The organism is Isosphaeraceae bacterium EP7 (assembly GCA_038400315.1).
Lineage (GTDB): Bacteria > Planctomycetota > Planctomycetia > Isosphaerales > Isosphaeraceae > EP7.
Genome location: CP151667.1, coordinates 6,799,542 through 6,822,401, shown reverse-complemented (window position 1 = coordinate 6,822,401; position 22,860 = coordinate 6,799,542). Strand labels below are relative to the sequence as shown.

Genomic DNA, 22,860 nt, shown 5'->3' with positions numbered 1-22,860 from the left:
AGCAGCTTGCATTGCATCGAATCGGAGAAACGCATGAATCGACCGGCCTTTCTCACCCTGACCGCCGTCGGCATCGCGTTGTCGCTCGGCTTGATCGCGGTCAACTTCAGTTCGGTCGCTCCCCAGGCTGCTGCCCAGGCCCCGGCGCCCGCCCCGGACCTGCTGGCCTCGCCGAAGGTCGCCGACGTCGTCGAGGCCGCGGACGCTTTCCTGGCCACGCTCTCGGACGAGCAGCGTGCGACCGCCGAGATCGTGCTCAAGTCGTCGCTCGCCGTCCGGTGGACGAACTTTCCTGGTGGGTCCAACGTCCGCAATGGCGTCTTCTACCGCGACCTTAAGCCTGAGCAGGTCGAGGCGGCGCTGAAAGTCGCCAGGGTCGCCCTGGGCGACGAGGGTTTCTCGCGATACCAGGAAGTCCGCGCGGCCGATGACGTCTTCGCCAAAGGGGGTGGCGGCCGAGGACCCGGCGGACCGGGTGGCCCGGCCCAGAAGAAGGGCGGCGATCCTGCCAAGAAGAAGGGCGGAGGCCCGGGTGGCGGCGGGGCGATGTTCGGCTCGGCGAATTATATGATCGCCTTCCTGGGCAAGCCGTCGAAGACGAAGCCCTGGATCCTGCAATTGGGCGGGCACCACCTCGCCATTAACATCTATTACAAGGGGACGACCGGAGCCGCGACTCCTTACCACGTCGCCGCACAGCCGACGGTGTGGAAGGACGACCAGGGCAAGACGCACGACCCGCTCGCCCCGATGCGCGACTCCCTGCACGGCTTGCTGATTTCCCTCACGCCCGAGCAATCGAAGCGGGCCAAGCTCGACGCGCGTTTCAATGACGTCTACGTCGGCCCGGGCAAGGACGGCAAGTTCCCCGCCAAGAGCGAGGGAGTGCCGGTCTCCGAGCTTTCCGAGACCTCGAAGGATTTCGTGCGGAAGGCGATCGCGGCCTGGACGGGCGACAGCCCCCAGGGCGTCGAATACCAGAAGCTCTACGAGGCCGAACTCGACAAGGTCAACTTGGCCTACTCGGGCACGACGGACGTGGGCGAGCGTGGAGACTACGTGCGACTCGACGGGCCGCGCGTCTGGATTGAGTTCGCCACGCAGGGTAGCGACCATTACCACACGATCTGGCGGGACCGGTTGACCGACTACGGCGCCGAATTTTCCTTCTGAGGCGCTCATGCGACGTCTGCTCCCGATCCTCATCCTCCTGATGGCGGCGGCCCCCGCGTGGGGCCATCCCATGCCCAACTCGGCGATCGTGCTCCGCCTCCATCGCACGGGAATGGACGCCGATTTGACGCTACCGATCGGCGAGTTGGGCGTGGGATGGGAGAAGCCGCTGCCTCCGGATGCCGTCGAAATGGTGCGGCAATACGGGGCGGCCCTCGAGGATTACGTCCTCGCCCATGTCCGCCCGTATGCTCCCGACGGCAGGCCCTGGACCGTGACGGTTCGCAAGGTGACCCCGGTCGCCGAGCAGAACCCCGATGTTCGGGTGCTGTTATCGATGACGCCGCCGCCCGGCGCGCCCGTGGATCGGCTGACATTCCGCTACGACGTGATCTTCCACCACCTGATCACGCACACGGCGGTGGTCTCCGTGGCCAGCGACTGGCGCAACGGCGTGACGGGTGAGGCACCCGTCCTCCTGGGTTCGATGCGCGACACCAGCACAGAGCTCGTCATCGACCGCTCCGGGGGCAGTTGGTTCCGGGGGTTCGCCGCCATGTTCTGCCTCGGTGCCCGCCACATCGCCGAGGGGACCGACCACCTCCTGTTCCTGTTGGCGTTGATCCTGCCCGCGCCGCTCGTGGCGTCGGGCGGGCGTTGGGGCGGCTATGCCGGATGGAGGCCGGCCTTCCGGCGGATCGTCAAGGTCGTGACCGCGTTCACCCTCGGCCACTCGATCACGCTTTTGTTAGGCGTGCTGGGATGGGTGAACCTGCCCGGGAATCTGGTCGAGTCGGCCATCGCGCTGTCAATTCTGATTTCGGCCGTCCATGCCTCGCTCCCGGTCTTCCGGGGCCACGAGGTCTTCATCGCCGGCGGCTTCGGCCTGGTTCACGGCCTGGCGTTCGCGTCGACCCTGACCGGCTTCGGCTTCGATCCCTGGACGATGGTCTCGAGCGTGTTGGGCTTCAATCTCGGGATTGAGGCCGTCCAGCTCCTGGTCATCCTGGCGGCCATGCCGTGGCTCGTGCTGCTGGCCCGCTCGCGCGTCTACGGACCGTTCCGCATCGCCGGGGCCACGCTCACCGGGATCGCGGCCACGGCATGGCTCGCCGAGCGGGCCTTCGGCTGGGACAATCGCCTCGCCCCGATCGTCGAGGGGGTCGCGTCTCACGTCCTCTGGCTGCTCGCGACCCTGGTCGCCCTGGCGGTCACCGCCACGTTCACGGAAAACACGATGAGTCCGGGAAGACGAAATCACCAGATCCGTCGGATTGGCGAAGCCGAGCTCGACCGCGCCGATTGCGTCAAAGCCTAGTTGCGAATTCGGCCAATCCGTCCTCCGCCTACGCCGTGCGATGAAGCCCGGCGGTAGGACGGAGAGGGTATGGAGGATGTTGTCGGGCATTTGTCCTGGAGCCTTCGACCAGGGCAAAGCCCATCCTTCCCGACGAGTTATGGGAGATCCTCGAGCCTCTCCGGCCTTCATCGCCAGCGAGTGCCCTATTCGGAAGGTTGCGTTGGACGTTCTTGGAGTCGTCCACCGCCGGCCTCAGAGCTGCGCGGCGGCGGCCTCGTCGAGCATCCAGGTGACCTTGCCGGCCACGGTCTGGAGCAGCGAGGCGGGGACCTCGGCGGTGACGGGGCCGACGAGGCTCTTGCGCACCGCGTCGGCCTTGTTGGGCCCGAATGCCAGGATCAGGATCGAACGCGCCGCCAGAATGGGACCGATGCCCATGGTCAGCGCGCGTCGGGGGACCTTCTCCAGTTTGCCGCCGAAGTCCTTCGCCGCGTCGGCGGAGGTCGTCGGGTGCAGGTCCACCATCCGAGTCGGCAGCCCCGCGGCGACTTCGGCGGACAGGTCGGTGGGCTCGTTGAAGCCGATGTGACCGTTCCGGCCAATGCCCAGCAGTTGCAGGTCGAGCCCTCCCGCGGCGTCGATCCAGCGGTCGTAGTCGGCCGCGTGCTGCGCGGCGAACGCCTCGGGGACGGTGCCGTCGAGGACATGCGCCTGGTTGGCGGGCAGGTTCACCAGGCTGAACAGGTGCCGGTGCATGAACCAGCGATAGCTGTTCGGGTCGACCGGCGACATCGGGTAATATTCGTCGAGATTATAGGTCGACACGCCTTCCCAGGCCAGTTTTCCGGCGCGGGTCAGGTCGACCAGGTGCTCATAGACCGGGATGGGCGTGCTGCCGGTGGCCAGCCCTAGCACCGCCGAGCCGCGGGAGGCGCGGGCCTCGTCGGTCAGGCGGGCGATCTGCTCGGCGGCGGCCAGGCTCGCCGTCGCCGCGTCGTGGTAGACCTGGATCGTGGCGCCCATCAGGTTCAGTTCGCGGACAAGCGGGATCATGGGAGGGCTTACGCTCCGTGGTGGACGGTTCCAGGTCTACGGGCCCCGGCCATGGGCCCGCAGGCGCACCGCGCCCGATTGCGTCGGGGCCCGGGCGCCCGCGGTGACCGGGCGGGTCAGGGGTGGGATGCGGCGGCGGCGACGGCTGCCACCTCGGCCGTGGCTTCGCGGCTCGGGGGGTTGGGGATGTGGCCCCCCAGGATGCCCAGGGCCTTCAGCATCGGGTCGGCCAGGGCCAGGTCGGGCCTCGTCGGGTCGTACGACTCGATCTGGAATAGCTCGACGCCGACGAACCGGTCGTCGGTGCGTGCCGCACGGCCCGAGATGCTGTGCCCCTCGGCCCACTCGCGTGCCAGGGCGGCGTAGGCGCGGCCCAGGTGCGAGCAGAACTCGGTGTAGTCGGTCAGCAAGATCTGCGAGGCGTGGCAGTGGATGGCCCACTCCTTGGTGCGCTCGGCCTCGCCATCATAAGTGAAGTAGGCGTTGGGCCGGGGCAGGGGGCCCCAGGGGGTCCAGCCGGTCAGCACGACCGTGTCGGTCAGGCCGGCGCCGATGAGGCCGATGGCCGTCAGGGCCCGGGTCATCCGGTGCGCCAGGTGGGCGTCGGTCGCCGGCGGGACGATCACGGCGCCCGGCCTGCGCAGCGCGAACCAGGCGACGATCTTGTCGATGTCGGCCGGGCTCGGCTCGTAGCCGGGGCTCCGGTAGGCGTCCAGGTTCCAGCAGACGGCCTCGGCCCCCAGGACGCTGCATTCGAGGCGGAATTCGGCCTCGCGCACGGTCACCTTCTTCTGGTCGTTCAGCCAGGGCGCCGCCACGTTGCGCTCGCCGGCGAAGACCAGGACCTCGACCACCGGCAGGCCCCGGCGCACGGCGTACTCGTGCAGCAGGCACGACGCGGTGATGGCCCCGTCGTCGGCGTGCGGGCAGAGCATCACCAGGGGGCGATCGGGTCCGATCGCCGATCGCAGCGACTCACGGACATCATTGAGGTGGCCGTGCGAGCCGCTCAGCTTCACGGTGCGCAGCAGGTCGGCGAACGAGGGTTGCCAGTGCGTGCAGCGCGCCAGGGGAGACGGTTGGTCCATGGAAGGGCGGGCTCCGGCGTAGACTGTCGCTGGCTAGAAAGGAGACCTCGCACCGGCCTGGTCGGACATCCGACGAGAGCAGGGGAGGCAATGTCGGGCCTGGCCCGGATGGGCCCGGCTCGGCGGGCTTCTTGCCGCGTCGAACGAGGTGGCAGAAGGACGGGCGCGTACGGAGATCGGAGCGACCCAGTCACGGTCTTATTGTGCGGCAGGCAACGCCTAACGTCAACCAATTGGATGTTCCGATCGATTTCAAGGCCCCCTCCCGCGGCACACAAGCTGCACCTTGGGCACGCGGTGACCCGAATCCGAAACGGTGCCGCGGACAATCTTCCAACTCGACCCGAGGTGTCCATCGATGAAGAAATTCGTCGTATTCGGCCTTACAACCCTGCTCGGGCTGGGGGCCGCCGGCTTCCTTGCCGGAGCCCAGGACCCGGACGATGAGCCGCCCAAGGTCAAGAAGAAGGACGACGCCAAGAAGAAGGACGGGCCGGGCGGCGACCTGACCAAGGCCTACGACCTCCTCAGGCGGCTCAGGTCCGATGCCGATCAGGCCCCCGCCAAGGCCGATGCCAAGCTCCGCGACTGGACCGAGCGGGCCAGCCAGCTTTACCGCGACGCCGTCAAGGCCCACGAGGCCCGCGAGCCCCGAAGGGCCCGCGCCCTGGGCGCAGCCGCGCACGACCTGGCCCGCGCCATCGACCACGTCCGCAACGCGTCACGCCTATCCAAGCCCGACCCAGATCTGCCGCCCCCCCCGGGCCCGGGCCGCGGCGACGCCGAGAAGCGGCTTCGCAAGGACTCGAGGAAGGCCGAGGACCAGATCAAGAAGGCCGAGCGGAAGGCCAAGCAAGGCGACGAGCCGCCGACCGCCGACGAGAAGGTCTACCTCGATGCCGCGCACCAGCTTTATGAAGACTCGAAGAAAGCCGACGAGGACGGGCAGCCCGAGCGGGCCGCCGAGCTGGCCAGGGCCTCCGAGGCGTTGAGCCACGTCCCCGATCACCTGCACGCCGCGGCCCGCGGCGAGCCGGGGAAGGACTGACGGAAGTCGCCCCACGAGGCCGGGGCATCTCGGGCGGACTCCCGGCGGCGGGGGCGCTCAGGTGCCGCCGTCCTCGAACAGTTGGGCCCGGAAGCTCGACCACTCGCTCGCCCTCGGGGCATCCCCTTTGTGCTCGGCCATGTGGTCCGAGACCCGCTTGACCAGCACGTCGAACCGGTCGGCCAGCTCGCGGACCACCGCGATCGACAGGGCCTCGGCGGCGCGCGGGTGGTCGCGCCTGAGGGCCTCGTGGGCCGGGTGGGATAGCGTCAAAATATGCACGTTCGTCACGGCCCGGATCGAGACCAGCGAAGGCGAGGCCAGGAAGAACGAGGGCATCCCGAAGACCGCCGGCGCCGACAGCGTGGTCACCGTCTCGCGGCGTGAATCGGGGAAGTCGTGAGTCACGGCCACCGTGCCGCCGATCAAAAAAGACAGCTGCTCATTCGGCTTATCCTGGCCGATGAGCGTCGCGCCCGCTTTGGCGTGCCCCTCCTCCAGCGCGTCGACGAGGGCCTGGCGAGACTCTCGCGAGACCTCGGCCAGCAGCGGCACGGCCAGGAACTGCTCGGCTGCGGCAGTCGACAACATCGGGGTGGCCCTCTTTTCTCTCGACCCGTCGGCGAGTGGAACGGGGCCGGCGCGGCCCTTCGTTGGGGAATTGTTCCCGGCGGCGACCTTGCCGGCTAGGTCGTTTTTTCTGCTTGTAGCGATTGTGGGTCTGGCGCGGTGGGGGCGTCCGCGGATTGAAGGGACAGGGCGGGCCGACGCGGTCGATCGGTTTGGATACCAGGATGGAGTCGAGGTGGCGCAGCCCGTGGGGCGCCGAGACGGACTTGGGCGGAGGGAATCGCCATGCATCGGACGTGGATTGTAGGCGTGCTGGGCATGATCGCGGCCCTCCAGGGTTGCGCCGGGTCGCAGAACAGGACCGACCCGAACATCCAGGCGGATGGCCGCTTCATCATGCCGTACACGGACATGGTGAAGAACGACCAGTCGCAGGCCAAGCGTCGCTGGGCGAATTGGCTGGCATTCGGGCGGCCACCGACCGCCGCCCCCCAGTTCGCCTCGCCCCCGGCCGGCGGCGGTCCCGCCCCCCAGCCGGGCACGTCCCGCTTCGGCGTCGTCCCCCCGTCCCCCGTCCGCTCCAGCAAGAACGACAGGACTAGCACGCCGATTGATGACCTGAAAGCGGTCGCCAATCAGGTCGAGTCTCCGGCTCCTGCAACCGAACAGCCGGCGCTGATCGAGCCTTCCTCGATCCCCGCCGTCGACGCCTCCGACGCGCCCATCGGCCCAAATCCCGGGCTCCTTGACACCTCGGACGCCACCCGGCCGGGCCATAGGTCCGTCGTCGGCCGAAAGCCGATGTCGATCCTGCCGGTGGCCATCAACATCGAGATCCCGCCGCTGCCCGAGCCCAATCCGGGCCGTGACGAGGCCCTCGCCGCCTCCGAATCGGGCTCCGCCGAGGCCGGCAGCACGGCCGACCTCGCCGCCGCCAGCCCGGCCCCCCTCGCCGAGCCCGATCCCCGCGACGGCGAGGCCCGCAGGGCTCGCGCCGAGACCGCCGACCTTGCCCCGCCGGCCAGCCCGGACGCGTCCGCCGAAACGTCCATTCCCGCCCCGGAGCCCGCAAAGCCCGAGGTCGACGCCAACCCCCTTCCCCCGGCCGCCGAGCCCGAGCCCGCCCCGGAGAATTCCCCACTCCCGCCGGCTGCTGAGCCTGCCCCGGAGCAGGTCTCGCTTCCGCCGGCGGTCGAGCCCGCCAAAGAAGCGGCCGCGACCATGGCCCTGCCGGCCGCCGAGCCCGCCAAAGCACCCGAGCCCGCGCTTCCGCTGGCTGAACCCGCCAAAGAAGCGAGCACGACCCCGCCGGCCGTCGAGCCCGCCAAAGCACCCGCTCCGCCGCCGCCGGCCCCGGGACCCGCCAAGGTGGCCGCTCCCAGTCCTTCGGTCTCTCGGGTTGTGATGCCCCGGCGGCCGACCTCGGAGCCTTCCCGCGAAGCCGCCGCGGCGACCCCGCCGGCCAGCAAAAGCAACGCCGCGCCGGCCCCGGCCGTGAACGTTACGAAGGCCGCCGCCCTACCCCCGGCGGCCGAGGCCCAGGCGTCGAGCCCTCGGCCCCAGGCCCGCGAGCGGAGGTCCCTGCTCGGACGCATCTTCCGCGAGCATCCCGCGCTCGCAGGCAGGGAGAAGCTGAAGATGGCGAGGCCCAGGCCCGGCGACCTCGAAGAGATCCCCCCCGTCGTCTTCCTGCCCAGCTACTATCCGCTCAACTGGACCGAAGCCGTCGCCCGCAAGGCTAACCCCGCGGCCTCGAAGGACGTCGTCGCCCGCAAGGCCGACCCCGCGACATCCTCCGAGAAGACGGCCGCCGCGATCCCCAAGGTCGACCCCTCGGTGCGTAAGCTCGATCCCCCCTTGCAGGCGGCCTCGATGGTGGTGAAGACCGGGGCGCCCAGGGCCGCCCGCAAGCGGCGGACGCTGCTCGACACGCTCCTGGGTCGCCCCGTCTCGCCGCCCCAGGCCCAGCCCGCAGGGGCCGGGTCGGGCGTGATCCCGGCCGCGTTCTTCGTCCCCTCGCTGGGCGCCTCAGCCGGGGGGCAGCAGGGCGATCTCTCGCAGCGGCGGGAGCCCGTCCAGGCTGCCGCGGCCGACCGCGTCGGCGAAGCGCCGAAGCGCTAGCTCCAGATGCTCGGCCACCTCGGCGTGCTGGTCCGCCACGTCGTTCTGGTCCCACCTGTCCTCGGGCTTCAGGTAGAGCTGCCTGGCCCGGGGCTCGTCCTCCGGGTCGGGCTCGATCGGCAGGATCAGGTGATAGGCGGGCGTCCGGATGGCGAATTCCTCGACGTCCATCCCCATGCAGGCATAATCCCGCACCTTGGCCTGCTCCCCGCGCACCACGGGGAGCAGGTCGTGGCCGTGCAGGTCGTCCATCCGAGGCAGGCCGAACGCCGCCAGCACCGTCGGCAGCAGGTCCACGGGCTGCACCAGGGCCGTGCGTCGGGTCCCGCCCTTCGCCCCGCCCGGCAGCCTGATGATGAGCGGCGTGTGGATCAGCTCCTCATAGAGCCAGGGGCGGAATCGCCTGACGTAGCCGTGCTCGCCCAGGGGCTCCCCCTGATCGGCCGTGAAGACGAGCAAGGTGTCCTCGTCGCGGCCCAGACGCTTCAGGGTTGCGAATAGCTCGCCCAGCCAGCGGTCCACCAGCGTCACGGTCCCTGCATACGTGCGCCTGAGGCGTAGCAGCTCGGCCTCGTCGAGCACGTCGCCCACCGCGCCGGCCGGCACGTCGATGAGCGCCGTCACCTCGTCCATCTCGATTTCCGCGTCGTCGTCCTCGACGAGGTCGCCTTCATCGCCGGCCTCGAACTCGTCGGGCTCCAGCGTCGCGTACTTGTCGCGATACTCCTCGGGCGGGTCCCAGGGCCCGTGCGGGCTGAACAGGTCGAGCCAGAGCAGGAACGGGCGAGTATCACCGTCGGTCGCCTGCCGTTCCAGCCAGCCCTCGGCCGCCTTCACGGTGCGGGCCACGCCGGTGTTCTCTTCCATCTCGCTGTGCAGCACCGCGCGGTTGCGCAGGACCTGCTCCCAGCGCCCCTTCCAGAGGTCGTAATCCGGGTCGTCCTTCTCCGGCAGCCGCAGCCTGGGCTCGTCCTTCAGGCTGAGGCCCTTGGCTCGGGGGTCGTCCTTGGGCACCAGCGGGTCATACCCCTGCCCGCGAACCCAGACGACCTCGTCGAACCCCCGGCCGAACCCCTGCGTCGGGTCGCGCAAGAACGGCACGTCGGAGATCATCGCCGTGCGAATCCCGCGGTCGAAGAGCAAGTCGGGCATGATCGGCTCATCATGCCGCAGCGGGGTCCAGCCGCTGTCAATGTCGGCGAACCCATACTTCCCGGTCCACCAGCTCCGGCGGGTGGGAAGGGTGGTCAGGTTCTCGGCGAAGTGGTTGTCGAAAACCACGGCCTCCGTGGCCAGCCGGTCGAGGTGTGGCGTCTCGATCCAGCCGTTGCCATAAACGCCCAGGAACCCCAGATGCAAGCTGTTGCAGGCGACGACGATGACATTCATGCCGCCCATTCTACCGACCGACCCCGCCCTTTGCCTGCGCAGGCCCTACTTCGGGGCGGCCGGCGCAATCCGTTCGAGGGCCTCGGCGGCGTACATTCGAATGAAGGGGTTCGGGTGCTTGACCAACTCCTTCAGCCGGGGAACGGCCAGCCGCGCCGCCGTCCGCAGGTCTCCGAGCGTCTCGAAGTACTCCTCAAGGAATTCGACCGAGATTCCGTCCCTCAGGTTGCCGGCCAGGATCTCGTCGATCGAGTTCAGACGCATTCGTGTCGCCAAATCGCCCTCGAAGCTCGCCCGCCCCATGGCCCCATGCAGCTTGGCGCGTGAGTCCAGAGGGAAATTTCCCGGCCAGGTCGGCGCCGAGCCGTTCGTCTTCGCGAGCCACGCGTCAGCAATCTCCTTCCCGTCCGGGGCCAGTTGGGCGAGAGCGATGATGAGTTCAGGCCGGCTAGGGGACGGCTTGCCGTCCCGCTCCATCATGCCGCGAAGGACGGGGATCGCGGCCCGCGCGTCGGGCCCAATCTGCCCGAGGGCCAGGATGGCCGCCCCCTGAACGCTCCAATTCGCGTCATCTCCCTCGCGGCTCTTCGCTGCTTCGATCAGGGCCGGGACCGCGTCTTTTGCCCTGGTCCCGTATGCCCCCAGGACGGAGGCGGCCGTTTCGGCGGCCGAGAAGTCGACTTCTTCCATGTCCTGGAATGGAGTCCGTTTGTCGCGGAATTTCAGGGCGGCGATCAAGGCGGGGAGCACGGACGTCCCCTCCGGGTCGATCCGCCCGAGGGCCTTGGCCGCGCTCTCCTGCGGGTCGCCGCTTGCAACCCAATCCCCTCCCGTGCTGCGGGTCATGGCCATCGTCAGTGCCGGAATCGCATCCTTCGCCTTCGGCCCCAGAAGCCCGAGGCAGCGAGCCGCGGCATTAAAGCGTTGACTCTCATCGACGTTCTCGTCCTTCGACGTCAAGGCCGAGATCAGCGCCGGGACGCATACTTCGCCCTCCGGGTCGATCTGCACCAGGGCCTTGAGATCATCCGCATCGAAAACCCCCTTTTCGACGCGATCGATCAGCTTCGGCAGCGCTGCCTTGGCCCTCGTGCCGAATCGAGCCAGCGCTTCGGGGACCCACATAAGGTCGATCGATTCGTCGTTCGAGAAATCAAACGACTCGATCAGCACCGGGATCGCCTCATTGACGGAGGGATCGATGTCGGCCAGCACCACCGCCGCCGAGATCCGGACCTGCGGCCTCTTGTCGGCCAGGGCGGCGCGAAGGGCAGGGATCGCCTCGCGTCTCCTCGGGCCGAGCAAGAAGAACGAATAAGGCGATCCGTTCGAATCGCCCTCGCCGAGGAACTCGTCGATCAGAAACTTGACGGGGGTGGCCCCGATCCGGTCGAGGGCGACCATCGCTTCAGCATCCTTATCGAGCAAGCCGGTCAGGACCGGGATTGCGTCCCTGGCCTCCGGCCCGATCCCCCCGAGCGCACCGACGGCGTGCCTCCTGAGGATTTCATCGAGATATTCGGGGCCAGGACGTTCAATCGTGCGGATCAGCGCGGGGATGGCCGTCTTCGCCGCCGGGCCGATGTCCCCGAGGACTTCGGCCGCGCACACACGCATCTCCAGATCCGGCCCATCCAGGACCTTCAACAGCGCCGGCACGGCAGGGCCGCCGACCTTGACGAGAAGATCCCTGACACGGGGGTTGTACCCGATCGCCCCCGCCCCGGTCAGGCGCACACAGCCTTCCTTCAGGAACCGCTCGATGAGGTGCGGGACCGTCACCCCCGACCCCACCCCGAGATGAACCAGGGCCTCGGCCGACTCGTCCTCGAGGAGACCCCGCCGCACGTTCTCGATCAGGTCCGGCGCCGCGGCCTGCGCCAAGGGGCCGAAATATCCCAGCGCCACGACCGCCCTGGAACGATTGTTCGCGGTGCTGGCTTTGTCCCGAAGGACCTCGATCCAGCCGTCGACGGTCCTGCCAAAGAAGGTCGGCGGCTCCTCGGCCCGGGCCGATTGGAGCCCGCCGAGCAGCACGAGAAGCGTCGGAAGGAGGAGACGCATGGGGATCGCCCCGGCTTGGTCCATTGATGTCGAGATGACGCCTGTCGGCCCGGCTGGGGCCACGACCGTTGGATTGGCCGGCTCGGCTCGAATTCGGCCGACTTCGCGGAGGGATGACGTCACCCCTTGAACTCATCGATCTCCGAATGTCCGACGCCCCAAGGCCGCGCGTTATTCGCGGGATTCCGGCGACCGGCCCCGGCAGGCCCCGATCCCGTCGGCGAATCGGGCCTCCCCGCGGGCCGCGAGCCGACGCTTTCGCGGCCGTGGCCGACGCCGTAGGATGACGCCGTTGCCGCGACGGGTCGTCGCGCAGAGTGGGGCCCTTGCGCCCCGCACCGATCTCGGACACCACGGAGGCCGCACCATGATGCGTCCGTTCCTCTCCAGGCCGCTCGGCCTCTCGCTCGCCTTGCTCAGCCTCCTCGTCATCGCCACCGACACCCGTGCGCAGCAGGGCGGGGGGATGGGGATGGGGAGCGGGGCCGAGATGACCTACCATCCGCCCGATAATCCCGACTTCAGGCTCAAATCACCCGTCCTCTGGCAGGTCTTCCAGCGCGACCAGAACGACACCGCCTCGGTCCCGCTGGTCATCGCGGGCGACGGCCTGAAGGTCCAGGACGTCTCGGTCAACCATCTCAGCGGCAACCCGGTTGCCGACGCCGCCTTCGAAGGCGGAAAGGTCTCGAATATCCCGGTCGGCGGCCCATACACCGCCCACTACACGGTCGTCCGGGGCAACGAGGCGGTGGGCACCTTTAACTCGGCCCCCTTCTTCGTCGGCGACCTCTGGGTCCTCGCCGGCCAGTCGAACATGGAAGGCGTCGGCGACCTCGTCGACGTCACGCCGCCCCACGCCTCGGTCGCCGCGCTGGGCATGGACGGCAAGTGGGTCCAGGCCAAGGAGCCGCTGCACTGGCTGGTCGATTCGCCCGACCCCGTGCACTCGGGCGATGCCTCAACCCGCGAGCAGCGATCCAAGGATCAGCATGCGAGTCGGAGGAAGGGGGCCGGCCTCGGCCTGCCGTTCGGCGTGGCGATGGTCGGCGCCACGGGGGTGCCCGTCGGCCTTGTCGCGGCGGCCCACGGCGGCACCAGCATGGCCCAGTGGGACCCCGCCAAGAAGGGCGAGGGGGGCAACAGCCTGTACGGGTCGATGGTCCGTCAGGTCCAGCTCGCCGGCGGCAAGGTCAAAGGGGTGCTGTGGTACCAGGGCGAGAGCGACGCCAATCCCGACGCCGCCAAGGTCTTCCCCAAGGTCTTCGGCGGCTTCATCGCCGCCGTCCGATCCGACCTCGGCCAGCCCGACCTCCCCTTCTACTACGTCCAGATCGGCCGGTTCATCCGCGAGCAGGACCCCAAGCCCTGGAACGCCGTGCAGGACGCCCAGCGCACCCTGGTCGACGCCATCCCCAACACGGCCGTCATCTCCATCATCGACCTGGAGCTTGACGACCTGATCCATGTTGGTACCAGGGGCCTGAAGCGGGCCGGCCAGCGGCTGGCGCGCATCGCGCTCCGCGAGCAGTTCGGCCAGGTGGGAGCCACCACCCCCACGCTCGACAAGGTCTTCCCCGGCGCTGGCGAGACCCTCATCGTCAAGTTCAAGGGGGTTAACTTCCGCTCCCGCAGCGGCCAGGAGTTCGGCGGCCAGCCCTTCTCAACCCAGCCCGGCCAGGGCATGGGCGGCGGCCAGGGGATGATGGGCAGAGACGCCGGACCAGGGTTCCGTCAGATGGGCGGCGGGATGGGTATGGGTGGCATGCCCGCCACTCTGGCCCGCGAGACCACCCTCGGCCTCCAGCCCGCCCACCACATCGCCGGCTTCTCGATTCGCAAGGCCGACGGCGCAGAGATCCCGCTCATCTACGAGGCCCTCGTCGGCCCGTCCAGGGATGCCGTCATCCTCAAGCTCGCCAGCAAGCCCCCCGCCGGCGCCCAGCTCTGGTACGGCTACGGCCTGGACCCCTACTGCAACCTGACCGACAGCCTCGACATGGCCGTCCCCGTCTTCGGCCCCATCGCGCTCGACCCCAAGCCCGAATGACGCCCAGGCAAGGGCGGGGGCCGGCCCGAATCGGATCGAGCCCCCGTCCTCCCGCGACGCATCATCGACCCGAGGAGACCCGACCCATGACCCGACTCCCCGCACTGGCCCTCGCAATCGCGGCGCTGGCCCCGGCGCTCGCAATCGCCGCCGACCCCCGGCCCGTCAAGCTTTTGATCATCACCGGCGACGAGGTGGGCGCCCACGACTGGAAGGCGACCACCCAGGCCATGCGCGACTTTTTGAGCGCGCAGGGACGCATCAACGTCGAGGTGACCGAGACCCCCGCCAAGGACCTGACCGACGAGAACCTGGCGAAGTACGACGCCTACCTGCTGAACTATCGCCAGACCAAGCCCACCGAGGCGACCCAGTGGACCGACGCCAACAAGGCCGCGCTGCTGAAGGCGGTCAAGGGGGGGAAGGGCCTGGTCGTCTACCACTTCGCCTCGTCGGGCTTCAATGACTGGCCCGAGTTCGAGACCCTCGTCGGCGGCGGCTGGCGCAAGCAGGGGTTCCACGGACCCGCCTACGCGTTCAGTGTCAAGGCCACTGACGTCAAGCACCCCATCTCCGCCGGCCTGACCAGCCCGTTCGACCACCCCGTCGACGAGCTCTACTCCAACTCCAAGATGACCCCCGGCAACGTCGTGCTGGCCACCGCCTACTGCGACCCCTCCAAGCCCAAGGGGACCGGCAAGGACGAGCCCGTCATCTGGGTGAACCAGTACGGCGGCGGACGCGTCTACCACAGCGTCCTGGGCCACAACACCGTCGCCCTGGCCGACCCCGTCCTCCAGGAATGGATGCGCCGGGGCGTCGAGTGGGCCGCCACCGGCGACGTCTTCCACCCCGACGGATCCAAGTAGTCAAATCGTGGGGCATCGATCGGAGGTCCACCCCGACCGATGCCCCCGCCCGACGCATGCAGGCCCAAGGAGATCAAGATGGCTCGGGACGATCGGCTGATCTCGGATCGGTTCCCCCGCTCGTCGAAGTATCATCCCGACTGGGTCCTCGCCAATGCCAGCGGCGGCGCGAACTCGCTCTGGCTGACCGAGTGGCTGGCCGAGTCCCTGGACCTTCAGCCCGGGATGCGCGTGCTCGACCTCGGCTGCGGCCGGGCGTGCTCGTCCATCTTCCTCCGCCGCGAGTTCGGCGTGCAGGTCTGGGCGACCGACCTCTGGTTCGGCGCCTCGGCGAACCTGAAGACGATCCGGGACGCCGGCGTCGAGGACGGCGTCTTCCCGATCCACGCCGACGCCCGTTCGCTCCCCTTCGCCGCCGAATTCTTCGACGCCATCATCTCCATCGACTCCTTCTTCTACTACGGCACCGACGACCACTACCTCGGCAACCTCGCCCGCTTCCTGAAGCCGGGCGGCACGCTCGGCATCGCCGGGGCCGGCCTCATGCGCGAGATCGACGGCCCCATCCCCGAATCACTCCGTGACTGGTGGACCAACGACCTCTGGTGCCTGCACTCGGCGCCCTGGTGGCGTAGGCACTGGGAGCGCACCGGCATCGTGGACATCGAGCTGGCCGACGCCATGCCCGACGGCTGGCAGCAATGGCTGGCCTGGCACCGCGCCCTCGCGCCCGACAACGTCGTGGAGATCGCCGCGCTGGAGGCCGACCAAGGCAACAACCTCGGCTACGTCCGCGTCGTCGCACGCCGCCGGCCCGACGTCGAACTGGAGGATCCGATCGTCTCTGTTCCCACGCAATACACACGTCATTCGCTGCTCCGCACCGCAGAGCCAGCGGCCCCGTAGGATGACAGGGCCAAGTTGTACGTGGTGGGAATCATCGCGGTCCTCGTCCGGACGCCGAACCTGCGGAGCCGCAACCTCGGCACCTCCAAGGTGATGTGGGATCTTACCGATCATTCTGTAACAGGAGTCATTCGATGAAGCCGGATCTTCAGACGACCAACCTTCTGGAGCTCGCCGAGATCTATGTCAAGGGTGGAGAATTGAATTCAAGAGAGTTTGTGGATGCTTTAACAAGCCGATATGTTTCCAGGGAAGCGATCGCTTTTCCGGGTATTTTCGATGGCAAGCAGATGGAGCAACTTTCCTCGATCTTCTGCGACTGCGAGATTTACACGCCCAGGGATAATCGCGAAGCCTATCAAATTGACGAAGCTGAGCTTAAGAGGAGGATCAGAGATGCGCTCAATGACGTCACGATAGGTCGTGACACGGAATTAATTTAGAAGCAGGCATGGATAGTCCGGGCGGTCAATGCCGAACTCACGCCTCAAGGCCGGCACGCAGCGTGCAGGAGTCCAGAGGGCGATGAGCCGGATCAGAACGATGCCGGCGCCGAAGGACATGCCGCCCGCGACACCCGACCGGGATGCCCGATGATGGCCCCACCGCCCGGCCAGCACGACTACTCGGCCATCTACCTCACCCGCCACGCGCTGGAGCGGTTCGCCGAGCGTTTCGGCGGCGACCCCGAGCCTTCGCTGCGAGTCGCCCTGGCTCGCACCCGCAAGCTGGGGACCAACACGGCCAACGGGGCGCTCGCCGTGATGGCCCTGCACGGGGACCGCCCGCTGGTGGCGATCCTCCAGGATGATGCCTGCATCACCGTTTTGACCTGGCCCCAGTTCGAGCCCAAGCTCGTCGAGTTCGGCCGCGCGCACCCCCCTCGCAAGTGGGGCCGCTGGCTCGGCCGGCTCAAGCCGGGTCACGATTCCTCCGGCGGTGCGTAAGAGTTTACGTCACATCGCGCGCCGCGAGATTTCTCGTGGATTTCGTGCTCGAATAAGCCGATTGTGAGTGGTTGGCAGGTCGGCCTGGAATCCGTTCGGACCATTGCATTCGCCGTTGCCGTGTGGCATCGTCGAATGACACCTCCTACTTCGGTTTTTCGACCAACGTCGACTCCGAGAGCCCCAAACCCACGCTCCAATCGCGAGCGAGAAAGGGTTTGCATGCGTGCTTACCCGCACATGCCTCGATCCGTCTGCCGCCGTGGCTTCACGCTCATCGAGCTGCTGGTGGTGATCTCGATCATCGCGGTGCTGATCGGGCTGCTCCTGCCCGCGGTGCAGAGCGCCCGCGAGGCGGCCAGGCGCATCCAGTGCACCAACAACATGAAGCAGATCGGCCTGTCGCTGCACAATTATGAGACCAACACGCGCGTGCTGCCGCCCGCCAAGATCTACTCCGGTTCATGCCTGAGCCATTCCAACGGCGGTAAGGGGCTGGTGCTCAACACCACCGCCTTCACCATGATTCTCAGCTACCTCGAGCAGGCGCCCCTCTGGAACGCCTATAACTTCAGCCAGGCGTCGAGCAACTCGGCCTGGGCCGGCTCGGCCCCCGACGGCCCCGCGAATACGATCCTGCTGGGCAACGCGGCGGTGAACACCACCGTCGTCGGCACCCTCGTCGCGTCCTTCGCCTGCCCGTCCGACGACCCACCTCCGGTCGCCGATGAGGCCGGGACCGGCATGTTCTCGCGCCAGAGCGCGCGCCGCAGCAACTACCTGGTCAGTGCCGGCGCCTACTCGGATTTCAACTGCCCGAGCCTGTTGCCCGCCTACACGATCGACCCCAAGCAGCAGGGCGTCTTCGTCACCGACAAGTCGACCAAATTCTCCGACATCAAAGACGGCATGAGCAACACGTTCTTCGCGGGCGAGTCGCTCCAGCGCAAATCCACCGACGGATTCGGCCCTTATTGGGGTTCGGGCACTCACACCTCGACCCACGGCGTGATCTACTCCCCGAACTCCCCGACCAACGGTGCCCAGGCCCCGGGCTTCGCCCCCAACGGGCCCTCGATCGCCGTGGATCCGGCGACGCCCCCGGCGGCTCGCAGCCTGCCCTATGCCTGGGTCTTCAGCAGCAAGCACCCCGGCGGCGTCACCATGGTGATGGGCGACGGCAGCGTCAAGTTCATCAAGAACACGATCAGTCTGGCGACCTGGTCGGCCCTCGCCACGATCAAGGGGGGCGAGATCGTCAGCGCGGACGCCTACTGATCCCCCACCCCGTCGGCCATGCCCCGGGCCGGCGCCTTGTCGCCGGCCGTTCCGTACAAGACAACCCAATCAAGGACTCTCCGATGATCTGGATTCGGGCTGCCTTGCCGCTGACGCTGGTCGTGATCTCCGGCTGCGGATCGGAGGAAGATCGCATCCCCCTCCTGCCGGTCTCCGGCATCGTCACCTCGAACGGCAAACCCCTGGCGAACGCCTCGATTGTGTTCCTGCCCGAGCCGAAAAACGAGGTGAGCACCCCCGGCAATGATGTGAGTGGCCCCGATGGGACCTTCAAGCTGATGTGGAGGAGCCGGGCCGGAGTCTCCGCCGGCAAGTATCGAGCCGTCGTCACCGAGGCCTCGCCCGCGGAGAATCTCACGACGGGCATCGACCCCTACATGGCCCGGCTCGGCAAGGAGGTCTCGCAGACGGCCAAGAAGAATGCCCCCGCGCCCGCCCGCAAAGAGTTCCCCGTCGAGGTCTCCGCCACCAAGACCACCTTCGACTTCGACCTCAAGAAGTAGGCCGGCATACGGCCGATGGCCCCGGCCCCGACCGCGCATGGAGGGGGCCGGGGAATTTCGTCAGCCCTTCCCGCCGGCCGCGGCCGGCACCGGTGCCGGCGCCGCCGCGGGGGCCTTTGGGGTAGCCGGGCGGAGACGCTCGGGGGTGGTGGGCCGCTGCTCGATCAGGCGGTTGGGCAGGCCTTCGCGCTTCAGCAATGAGAACCCGTCGTACAGGTCGCCTACCGCCGTGCGGGACTCGTATTTCAGCGTGTCGCCGTCGATGCGGATGATCTGGTAGAGCTGCGTGTCCTCGGCGGCCCGCCTCATCCAATCCTCGCGGCCGAGCTGGTACATCTTCGGTCCGCTCACCGAGACGACGTAGACGGTCCCCCCCTCGTCGTCGCGATGCGCCCCGCCGCCCGGCACGTTGGAGTGGACCATCGGGCCGGTTCGCGCATAGGTATGATCGTGCCCTTGTAAGACGAGGTCGACCTTGTAGCGGTCGAACACCGGCTGCCAGAGGTCTCGCAAGGTGGAGTTGTTGCGGTTCTTCGTCGGCGAGTAGATCGGGTGGTGGAACGTGAGGATCGTCCACTTGTTCGGGTTGCCGGCGAGCACTCCTTCGAGCCAGGGGACCTGCGCCTCGATCTGGTCGTTGGAGTTCAGCGCGATGATCCGCACCCCCTGGTAGTCGACGTAGTAGACCGTCTCCTCCAGGCCGGCGGGGCCGTTCATCGGCAGGGCGAACTGCGGCCGCCAGTGGCGCGAGAGCACGGCCTTGGCCGGCTCGGGCGGATTCTCGCCCGGGGCGGGCTCGGGGGCCTTGGGGCGCTCGTATTCGTGGTTGCCGGGCGTCGGGATGCTCGGCACCATCGCGTTGACCCAGCCCCCCGCGCCGAACCACTCGCCCCAGAGGGCGTCCTGGTTGGCCCGGTTGATCAGGTCGCCGGCATGCACGATGAAGCTGGCCTTGGATGCGTCGGAATAAGCCCCGCGGATGACGCGCGACCAGAGCGACTTGACGTCATTCTGGGCGTCGCCGAAGTACACGAACGAGAACGGCTCGGGCTTCTCCGACGCGGTCTTCGCGTGCACCCACTCGCTCCAGTTCACCCCGTCGCCCACCCTGTACGCATAGGTCACCGATGGCGTCAGCCCCTCGAAGACGACCGAGTGCGACCGCGCCTCGCCCAGGTCGGTCGTCATCAGGGTGGCCGTGGCCTCGAACGTCTTCGCCGAGGCCGGGAACTTCGAGCCGGCGTCGGCCGGGGCGATCTGCGCGACCCCTTTCGAGACGCCGGCGTCGGTCCGCCAGGTCACGGCGATCGACGTCGCCGGGTCGCCGGCGAAGGTCCGGATGATCCGGTCGGGGACGGCCGTCGGGCGATGGATGACGGCGTCAGCCACCGGCGTCGGCGGCGCGTGGTCGTGGGCCGCGGGCCCGTCGTGGGCCAGGGTCGGCTTCGGTGCCAACGCGGAGGCGAAGCAGGCGGCGAGCAACCAGCGGCGGGCGGTCTCTGTCATCGTCCGGCGATCCTCGAAGGTGGATGGACTGGGGGCCTCGAACAACGTGCCCCGCTGCGACGCATGGGGGCTAGGCGTCCTGCAAAGGAGGCCGATCGGCCCGCTCGAATCGGTTCAATCGACGTTGATTCAACGCCTTCGCGGCGAATCCGCCGGCCAGGGCGACTGAGAGAATCAGGGCGCAGACGACCACGCGATGCAAGGTGAAGTAGGAGAAGTAACCGAACCAACCGAGCCCGTAGAAGCTCAGAATATGGAAGAGTTCTTCGTGCAGCCGCCGGATCGCGGGGAGGAGGAAATCCTGAACGCCCGGCGACAGTGACACCATCGCGGCCGTAAATCCGCAGGCGATGAACCCGTAGTCGAACGGGCGGAGCGGCCTCCTCCAGATCAAGACACGGACGAGCACGACATCGAGCAAAACGAGGAAGACGGCGATGGCCGGGATCAACAGCAGGTTCATCACCCCGCGGAACATCGCCAGGTTGATCGCCGCGACGACCGCCAGCCACATCGTATTCCTCAGTCCGATCCGATCTCCGGTCATGGCCACGCCCCGGTTCGAGCGACTCCGCGTGCATGCCCGGCGAGCCCGCACTCGCCTCGGAAGTGTGAATTCTATCAGAGGCCACCCGGACGGGGATGGACAGAACGGTCGACTTTCCCGCTCGTCCACCGGTCGGCGGCCCTATCGTCTCGCGCCTCGATGAAGCCGCGATGAGCCCGGCGCGAAGCTCCGATGGCGAACCCGGGGCGACTGTCCCGCCTCCGGGCGCTCGACCGTCCCGTTCAGCGGCGTAAGCTCATTCTCCGTGTCGCCGGCCGGAGGCCGACGCGTCGGAGCCTCCCGCGCCCTCATCGGCGTCGGGACCGGCCCGGTCGATCAAACCGGGCACGGCCGGGGGATCCCTCCCCCGGCCCGCTCATCCCGGAAATTACTTCGCCGAGGGCTCGAGGACCGTCGGCGGCGCCCCGTCGCGCGAGTGCAGCAGCACCGCCAGGACCCTGGTCGGCTTCTTCGGGTCGGGGTTCCGCCCGACCCGGTGCAGGGCCCCCTTCGGCTCGTAGAACGTCTCGCCGACCTTCAGGGTCTTCGCCGGCTTGTCATCCAGGCCGAGCTCATATTCCCCTTCCAGGATGTAGCCGAAGATCGGGCCCGAGTGCCGGTGGGGCTTGCCGGCTGCCCCCGGCGCGTGGGTCACCTCGATCATCGAGACCTTGGCGGCCTCGCCGTCCAGCTTTTCCAGGATGTCGCGCTCGGCGATCACCCTCACCGTCGCATTGTCATCCTCGTCTCGCTCGTCGTGGCCGGCCAGGGAGAGCCCGCCGGCCCCCAGGATGGCCCCGAATACGACCGCAATCATCGTCTTAAACATGGACGGCTGCTCCCTTGGGTTTGTACGATCCGGGCACGCTGCGGAAGCCGATGGCGACCCGATTCCAGCCGTTGATCGCGACCACCGCCCAGGTCAGGGCCACCAGCTCCGCCTCCTCGAAATGCCTGGAGGCTTCCTCGAAGACCTCGTCGGGCACCCCGCCCTCGATCCGCGTCAGGGCTTCGGCCCAGGCCAGGGCCGCGCGTTCCCTGTCGGTGTAGAACGGCGCCTCACGCCAGGCGCCCAGCAGGTAGAGCCGCTGCTCGGTCTCGCCGGCGGCCCGTGCGTCCTTGGTGTGCATGTCCAGGCAGAACCCGCACCCGTTGATCTGCGAGACGCGGGTCTTCACCAGCTCGATCAGGCTCTCTTCCAGCCCGCTGCGGGCCACGGCCTTGCCCAGGTCGAGCATCGCCTTGGCCGCATCGGGCGCCAGCTTCAGGTAGTCGAGTCGAGGTCCCATCGCTGCATCTCCCATCTAGACATCGGGATTGGTCGCCGAATTCCAGCGACTGAGCTTCTCCGGATTCAAGACCGTGTAGATCTCGGCGATCGTCCCATTGGCCACCGAGATGGTGGTGATCTGGACGGCCTTTCCCGCCTCCCAGAACACCAAGCCCGGCTGGCCGTTCACGCTCACCACCGAGGCCTCGTATTTCTTCATCCGCTTGGGGAAGGCGACCGACAGCATTCTGGCCACCCGGGCCGAGCCCATGATCGGCCTGGGCGACGCGTGGGTCTTGCCGCCACCGTCGGAGTACATCACCACGTCGGCGACCAGCAGCGCCTCGATCGTCCCGACATCCCCCGACGTGCAGGCGTCGAAGAACCGGCCCGCCAGGTCGTCGGCCCGGCCTTCGGCGGCCGGTGCGAACCGGCGCTCGCTCGACTCGATCCGCCGCCTGGCCCTCGACGCGATCTGCCGGACGTTCACCGCGGTCAGATCGAGTAAATCGGCGATCTCCTCGTATTCGTAGTTGAAAACCTCTCGAAGGAGGTAGGCGGCCCGTTCCTGCGGCGAGAGGGTCTCCAGCAGGACCATGAACGCCATCGACAGCGACTCGGCCAGTTCCAGGCGGTCCATCGTCGCCCCGCCCCAGGTCCCTTGCGCTGGCTCGGGCAGCCAGGGGCCCACGTAGGCCTCGCGCCGCTTCGCCTGCCGCAGCCGGTCGATGCAGAGCCTGGTCGTGGCCTTCACCAGCCAGCCCTCGGGCGACAGGATCTCGCCCTCCGCCAGCTGGAGCTTCAGGTAGGCGTCCTGCACCACGTCCTCGGAGTCGGCCACGCTCCCGAGCATCCGATAGGCCACGGCCAGCAGCTTCGGCCGCAGCCGGCCCGGGTCGTTGTCTGCGTCTTCGTCGCGGCCGTGTCCATCGTCCAGCGTCATCGCATCTCCTCCTTCAGTCCGAACAGGACCAAGGACGAATAGGCCTGCAAATCCGTGACAACCTCGACGCAAGAATCATTCTGCGGCCCGCATCTCGCCCGGTTCGGCCTGCCTGGCGCTTGACCCGCCGGCCGGCCTCCGTTGCAATCGTAGCCGTCTCCCCCCCGCGTCGGCGCCGGTGCGGCCCAGGGGCGTCTCGCCAACCGCGGGGTCA

At 68.2% G+C, this 22,860-nt stretch carries 21 protein-coding genes; 11 read left to right on the top strand and 10 right to left on the bottom strand.

Features of this window, described 5'->3' with window-relative positions:
* Nucleotides 1–33 precede the first annotated feature (33 nt).
* Complete coding sequence (locus EP7_RS26975) at nucleotides 34–1,173, top strand: DUF3500 domain-containing protein (protein ID WP_463525356.1); 1,140 nt, start codon at nucleotides 34–36, stop codon at nucleotides 1,171–1,173.
* 7 nt (nucleotides 1,174–1,180) lie between these two features.
* A complete protein-coding gene (locus tag EP7_RS26970) occupies nucleotides 1,181–2,491 on the top strand; it encodes a HupE/UreJ family protein (RefSeq protein ID WP_463525355.1) in 1,311 nt (436 codons plus the stop codon).
* A gap of 234 nt (nucleotides 2,492–2,725) precedes the next feature.
* Here the strand turns inward: EP7_RS26970 and EP7_RS26965 are convergent, their stop codons facing one another.
* Both EP7_RS26965 and EP7_RS26960 read right to left on the bottom strand, forming a co-directional pair.
* A complete protein-coding gene (locus EP7_RS26965; protein WP_463525354.1) occupies nucleotides 2,726–3,526 on the bottom strand; it encodes a glucosamine-6-phosphate deaminase in 801 nt (266 codons plus the stop codon).
* 116 nt (nucleotides 3,527–3,642) lie between these two features.
* Entirely contained in the window at nucleotides 3,643–4,614 is a 972-nt protein-coding gene (locus EP7_RS26960) for a PIG-L deacetylase family protein (RefSeq protein ID WP_463525353.1), read from the bottom strand.
* 358 nt (nucleotides 4,615–4,972) lie between these two features.
* Here EP7_RS26960 and EP7_RS26955 point away from each other — a divergent pair, with 358 nt between their 5' ends.
* Nucleotides 4,973–5,662: a hypothetical protein gene (locus EP7_RS26955; RefSeq protein WP_463525352.1), complete on the top strand. Its 690-nt coding sequence runs from the start codon at nucleotides 4,973–4,975 to the stop codon at nucleotides 5,660–5,662.
* A 57-nt stretch (nucleotides 5,663–5,719) separates the two neighbouring features.
* On the opposite strand, the gene EP7_RS26950 is transcribed toward EP7_RS26955, so the two are convergent.
* Nucleotides 5,720–6,253, bottom strand: coding sequence for a cyclic nucleotide-binding domain-containing protein (locus EP7_RS26950; protein WP_463525351.1), 534 nt, complete (start codon nucleotides 6,251–6,253; stop codon nucleotides 5,720–5,722).
* 264 nt (nucleotides 6,254–6,517) lie between these two features.
* On the opposite strand from EP7_RS26950, the gene EP7_RS26945 reads away from it, so the two are divergent.
* Complete coding sequence (locus EP7_RS26945) at nucleotides 6,518–8,353, top strand: hypothetical protein (protein WP_463525350.1); 1,836 nt, start codon at nucleotides 6,518–6,520, stop codon at nucleotides 8,351–8,353.
* Here the strand turns inward: EP7_RS26945 and EP7_RS26940 are convergent.
* Both EP7_RS26940 and EP7_RS26935 read right to left on the bottom strand, forming a co-directional pair.
* Nucleotides 8,261–9,742 carry a sulfatase family protein gene (locus EP7_RS26940; protein ID WP_463525349.1) on the bottom strand — a complete coding sequence of 494 codons (1,482 nt, stop codon included), beginning with the start codon at nucleotides 9,740–9,742 and terminating at the stop codon, nucleotides 8,261–8,263. The genes EP7_RS26945 and EP7_RS26940 overlap by 93 nt on opposite strands.
* A gap of 45 nt (nucleotides 9,743–9,787) precedes the next feature.
* Nucleotides 9,788–11,806 carry a HEAT repeat domain-containing protein gene (locus tag EP7_RS26935; RefSeq protein ID WP_463525348.1) on the bottom strand — a complete coding sequence of 673 codons (2,019 nt, stop codon included), beginning with the start codon at nucleotides 11,804–11,806 and terminating at the stop codon, nucleotides 9,788–9,790.
* A gap of 367 nt (nucleotides 11,807–12,173) precedes the next feature.
* On the opposite strand from EP7_RS26935, the gene EP7_RS26930 reads away from it, so the two are divergent.
* The 7 genes from EP7_RS26930 (at nucleotide 12,174) to EP7_RS26900 (ending at nucleotide 18,380) form a co-directional block, all read left to right on the top strand.
* On the top strand, nucleotides 12,174–13,856 hold the full coding sequence (locus EP7_RS26930) for a sialate O-acetylesterase (RefSeq protein ID WP_463525347.1): 1,683 nt from the start codon (nucleotides 12,174–12,176) through the stop codon (nucleotides 13,854–13,856).
* A gap of 86 nt (nucleotides 13,857–13,942) precedes the next feature.
* Nucleotides 13,943–14,725, top strand: coding sequence for a ThuA domain-containing protein (locus EP7_RS26925; protein ID WP_463525346.1), 783 nt, complete (start codon nucleotides 13,943–13,945; stop codon nucleotides 14,723–14,725).
* A gap of 39 nt (nucleotides 14,726–14,764) precedes the next feature.
* Nucleotides 14,765–15,631: an SAM-dependent methyltransferase gene (locus EP7_RS26920; RefSeq protein ID WP_463525345.1), complete on the top strand. Its 867-nt coding sequence runs from the start codon at nucleotides 14,765–14,767 to the stop codon at nucleotides 15,629–15,631.
* Nucleotides 15,632–15,765: 134 nt separating this feature from the next.
* Nucleotides 15,766–16,074 carry a colicin immunity domain-containing protein gene (locus tag EP7_RS26915; RefSeq protein ID WP_463525344.1) on the top strand — a complete coding sequence of 103 codons (309 nt, stop codon included), beginning with the start codon at nucleotides 15,766–15,768 and terminating at the stop codon, nucleotides 16,072–16,074.
* A 153-nt stretch (nucleotides 16,075–16,227) separates the two neighbouring features.
* Nucleotides 16,228–16,578 (top strand): hypothetical protein, encoded by a 351-nt coding sequence (locus EP7_RS26910; protein WP_463525343.1) that lies wholly within the window; start codon nucleotides 16,228–16,230, stop codon nucleotides 16,576–16,578.
* 222 nt (nucleotides 16,579–16,800) lie between these two features.
* Nucleotides 16,801–17,856 (top strand): DUF1559 domain-containing protein, encoded by a 1,056-nt coding sequence (locus EP7_RS26905; RefSeq protein ID WP_463525342.1) that lies wholly within the window; start codon nucleotides 16,801–16,803, stop codon nucleotides 17,854–17,856.
* A gap of 83 nt (nucleotides 17,857–17,939) precedes the next feature.
* Entirely contained in the window at nucleotides 17,940–18,380 is a 441-nt protein-coding gene (locus tag EP7_RS26900; protein ID WP_463525341.1) for a carboxypeptidase-like regulatory domain-containing protein, read from the top strand.
* A gap of 60 nt (nucleotides 18,381–18,440) precedes the next feature.
* Here EP7_RS26900 and EP7_RS26895 read toward each other — a convergent pair whose 3' ends face one another.
* From EP7_RS26895 to sigJ, 5 genes are all read right to left on the bottom strand, one after another.
* Entirely contained in the window at nucleotides 18,441–19,886 is a 1,446-nt protein-coding gene (locus EP7_RS26895) for a purple acid phosphatase family protein (protein WP_463525340.1), read from the bottom strand.
* Between the two features lie 70 nt (nucleotides 19,887–19,956).
* Nucleotides 19,957–20,433 (bottom strand): hypothetical protein, encoded by a 477-nt coding sequence (locus EP7_RS26890; RefSeq protein ID WP_463525339.1) that lies wholly within the window; start codon nucleotides 20,431–20,433, stop codon nucleotides 19,957–19,959.
* A 388-nt stretch (nucleotides 20,434–20,821) separates the two neighbouring features.
* Nucleotides 20,822–21,262 (bottom strand): cupin domain-containing protein, encoded by a 441-nt coding sequence (locus EP7_RS26885; RefSeq protein ID WP_463525338.1) that lies wholly within the window; start codon nucleotides 21,260–21,262, stop codon nucleotides 20,822–20,824.
* Nucleotides 21,255–21,722, bottom strand: a complete 468-nt coding sequence (locus tag EP7_RS26880) for a carboxymuconolactone decarboxylase family protein (RefSeq protein ID WP_463525337.1) — start codon at nucleotides 21,720–21,722, stop codon at nucleotides 21,255–21,257. The genes EP7_RS26885 and EP7_RS26880 overlap by 8 nt, the downstream gene beginning before the upstream one ends.
* 15 nt (nucleotides 21,723–21,737) lie before the next feature.
* Complete coding sequence (gene sigJ, locus EP7_RS26875; RefSeq protein ID WP_463525336.1) at nucleotides 21,738–22,646, bottom strand: RNA polymerase sigma factor SigJ; 909 nt, start codon at nucleotides 22,644–22,646, stop codon at nucleotides 21,738–21,740.
* Between the last annotated feature and the right edge of the window lie 214 nt (nucleotides 22,647–22,860).

Bases quoted from the DNA above. Each gene is read 5' to 3' on its own strand.
- EP7_RS26885 (WP_463525338.1), bottom strand. From the start codon at position 21,262: ATGTTTAAGACGATGATTGCGGTCGTATTCGGGGCCATCCTGGGGGCC.
- sigJ (WP_463525336.1), bottom strand. From the start codon at position 22,646: ATGACGCTGGACGATGGACACGGCCGCGACGAAGACGCAGACAACGAC.
- EP7_RS26890 (WP_463525339.1), bottom strand. From the start codon at position 20,433: ATGACCGGAGATCGGATCGGACTGAGGAATACGATGTGGCTGGCGGTC.
- EP7_RS26970 (WP_463525355.1), top strand. From the start codon at position 1,181: ATGCGACGTCTGCTCCCGATCCTCATCCTCCTGATGGCGGCGGCCCCC.
- EP7_RS26960 (WP_463525353.1), bottom strand. From the start codon at position 4,614: ATGGACCAACCGTCTCCCCTGGCGCGCTGCACGCACTGGCAACCCTCG.
- EP7_RS26910 (WP_463525343.1), top strand. From the start codon at position 16,228: ATGGCCCCACCGCCCGGCCAGCACGACTACTCGGCCATCTACCTCACC.
- EP7_RS26930 (WP_463525347.1), top strand. From the start codon at position 12,174: ATGATGCGTCCGTTCCTCTCCAGGCCGCTCGGCCTCTCGCTCGCCTTG.
- EP7_RS26950 (WP_463525351.1), bottom strand. From the start codon at position 6,253: ATGTTGTCGACTGCCGCAGCCGAGCAGTTCCTGGCCGTGCCGCTGCTG.
- EP7_RS26945 (WP_463525350.1), top strand. From the start codon at position 6,518: ATGCATCGGACGTGGATTGTAGGCGTGCTGGGCATGATCGCGGCCCTC.
- EP7_RS26955 (WP_463525352.1), top strand. From the start codon at position 4,973: ATGAAGAAATTCGTCGTATTCGGCCTTACAACCCTGCTCGGGCTGGGG.
- EP7_RS26895 (WP_463525340.1), bottom strand. From the start codon at position 19,886: ATGACAGAGACCGCCCGCCGCTGGTTGCTCGCCGCCTGCTTCGCCTCC.
- EP7_RS26880 (WP_463525337.1), bottom strand. From the start codon at position 21,722: ATGGGACCTCGACTCGACTACCTGAAGCTGGCGCCCGATGCGGCCAAG.
- EP7_RS26975 (WP_463525356.1), top strand. From the start codon at position 34: ATGAATCGACCGGCCTTTCTCACCCTGACCGCCGTCGGCATCGCGTTG.
- EP7_RS26940 (WP_463525349.1), bottom strand. From the start codon at position 9,742: ATGAATGTCATCGTCGTCGCCTGCAACAGCTTGCATCTGGGGTTCCTG.
- EP7_RS26905 (WP_463525342.1), top strand. From the start codon at position 16,801: ATGCGTGCTTACCCGCACATGCCTCGATCCGTCTGCCGCCGTGGCTTC.
- EP7_RS26965 (WP_463525354.1), bottom strand. From the start codon at position 3,526: ATGATCCCGCTTGTCCGCGAACTGAACCTGATGGGCGCCACGATCCAG.
- EP7_RS26920 (WP_463525345.1), top strand. From the start codon at position 14,765: ATGCCCCCGCCCGACGCATGCAGGCCCAAGGAGATCAAGATGGCTCGG.
- EP7_RS26925 (WP_463525346.1), top strand. From the start codon at position 13,943: ATGACCCGACTCCCCGCACTGGCCCTCGCAATCGCGGCGCTGGCCCCG.
- EP7_RS26915 (WP_463525344.1), top strand. From the start codon at position 15,766: ATGAAGCCGGATCTTCAGACGACCAACCTTCTGGAGCTCGCCGAGATC.
- EP7_RS26900 (WP_463525341.1), top strand. From the start codon at position 17,940: ATGATCTGGATTCGGGCTGCCTTGCCGCTGACGCTGGTCGTGATCTCC.
- EP7_RS26935 (WP_463525348.1), bottom strand. From the start codon at position 11,806: ATGCGTCTCCTCCTTCCGACGCTTCTCGTGCTGCTCGGCGGGCTCCAA.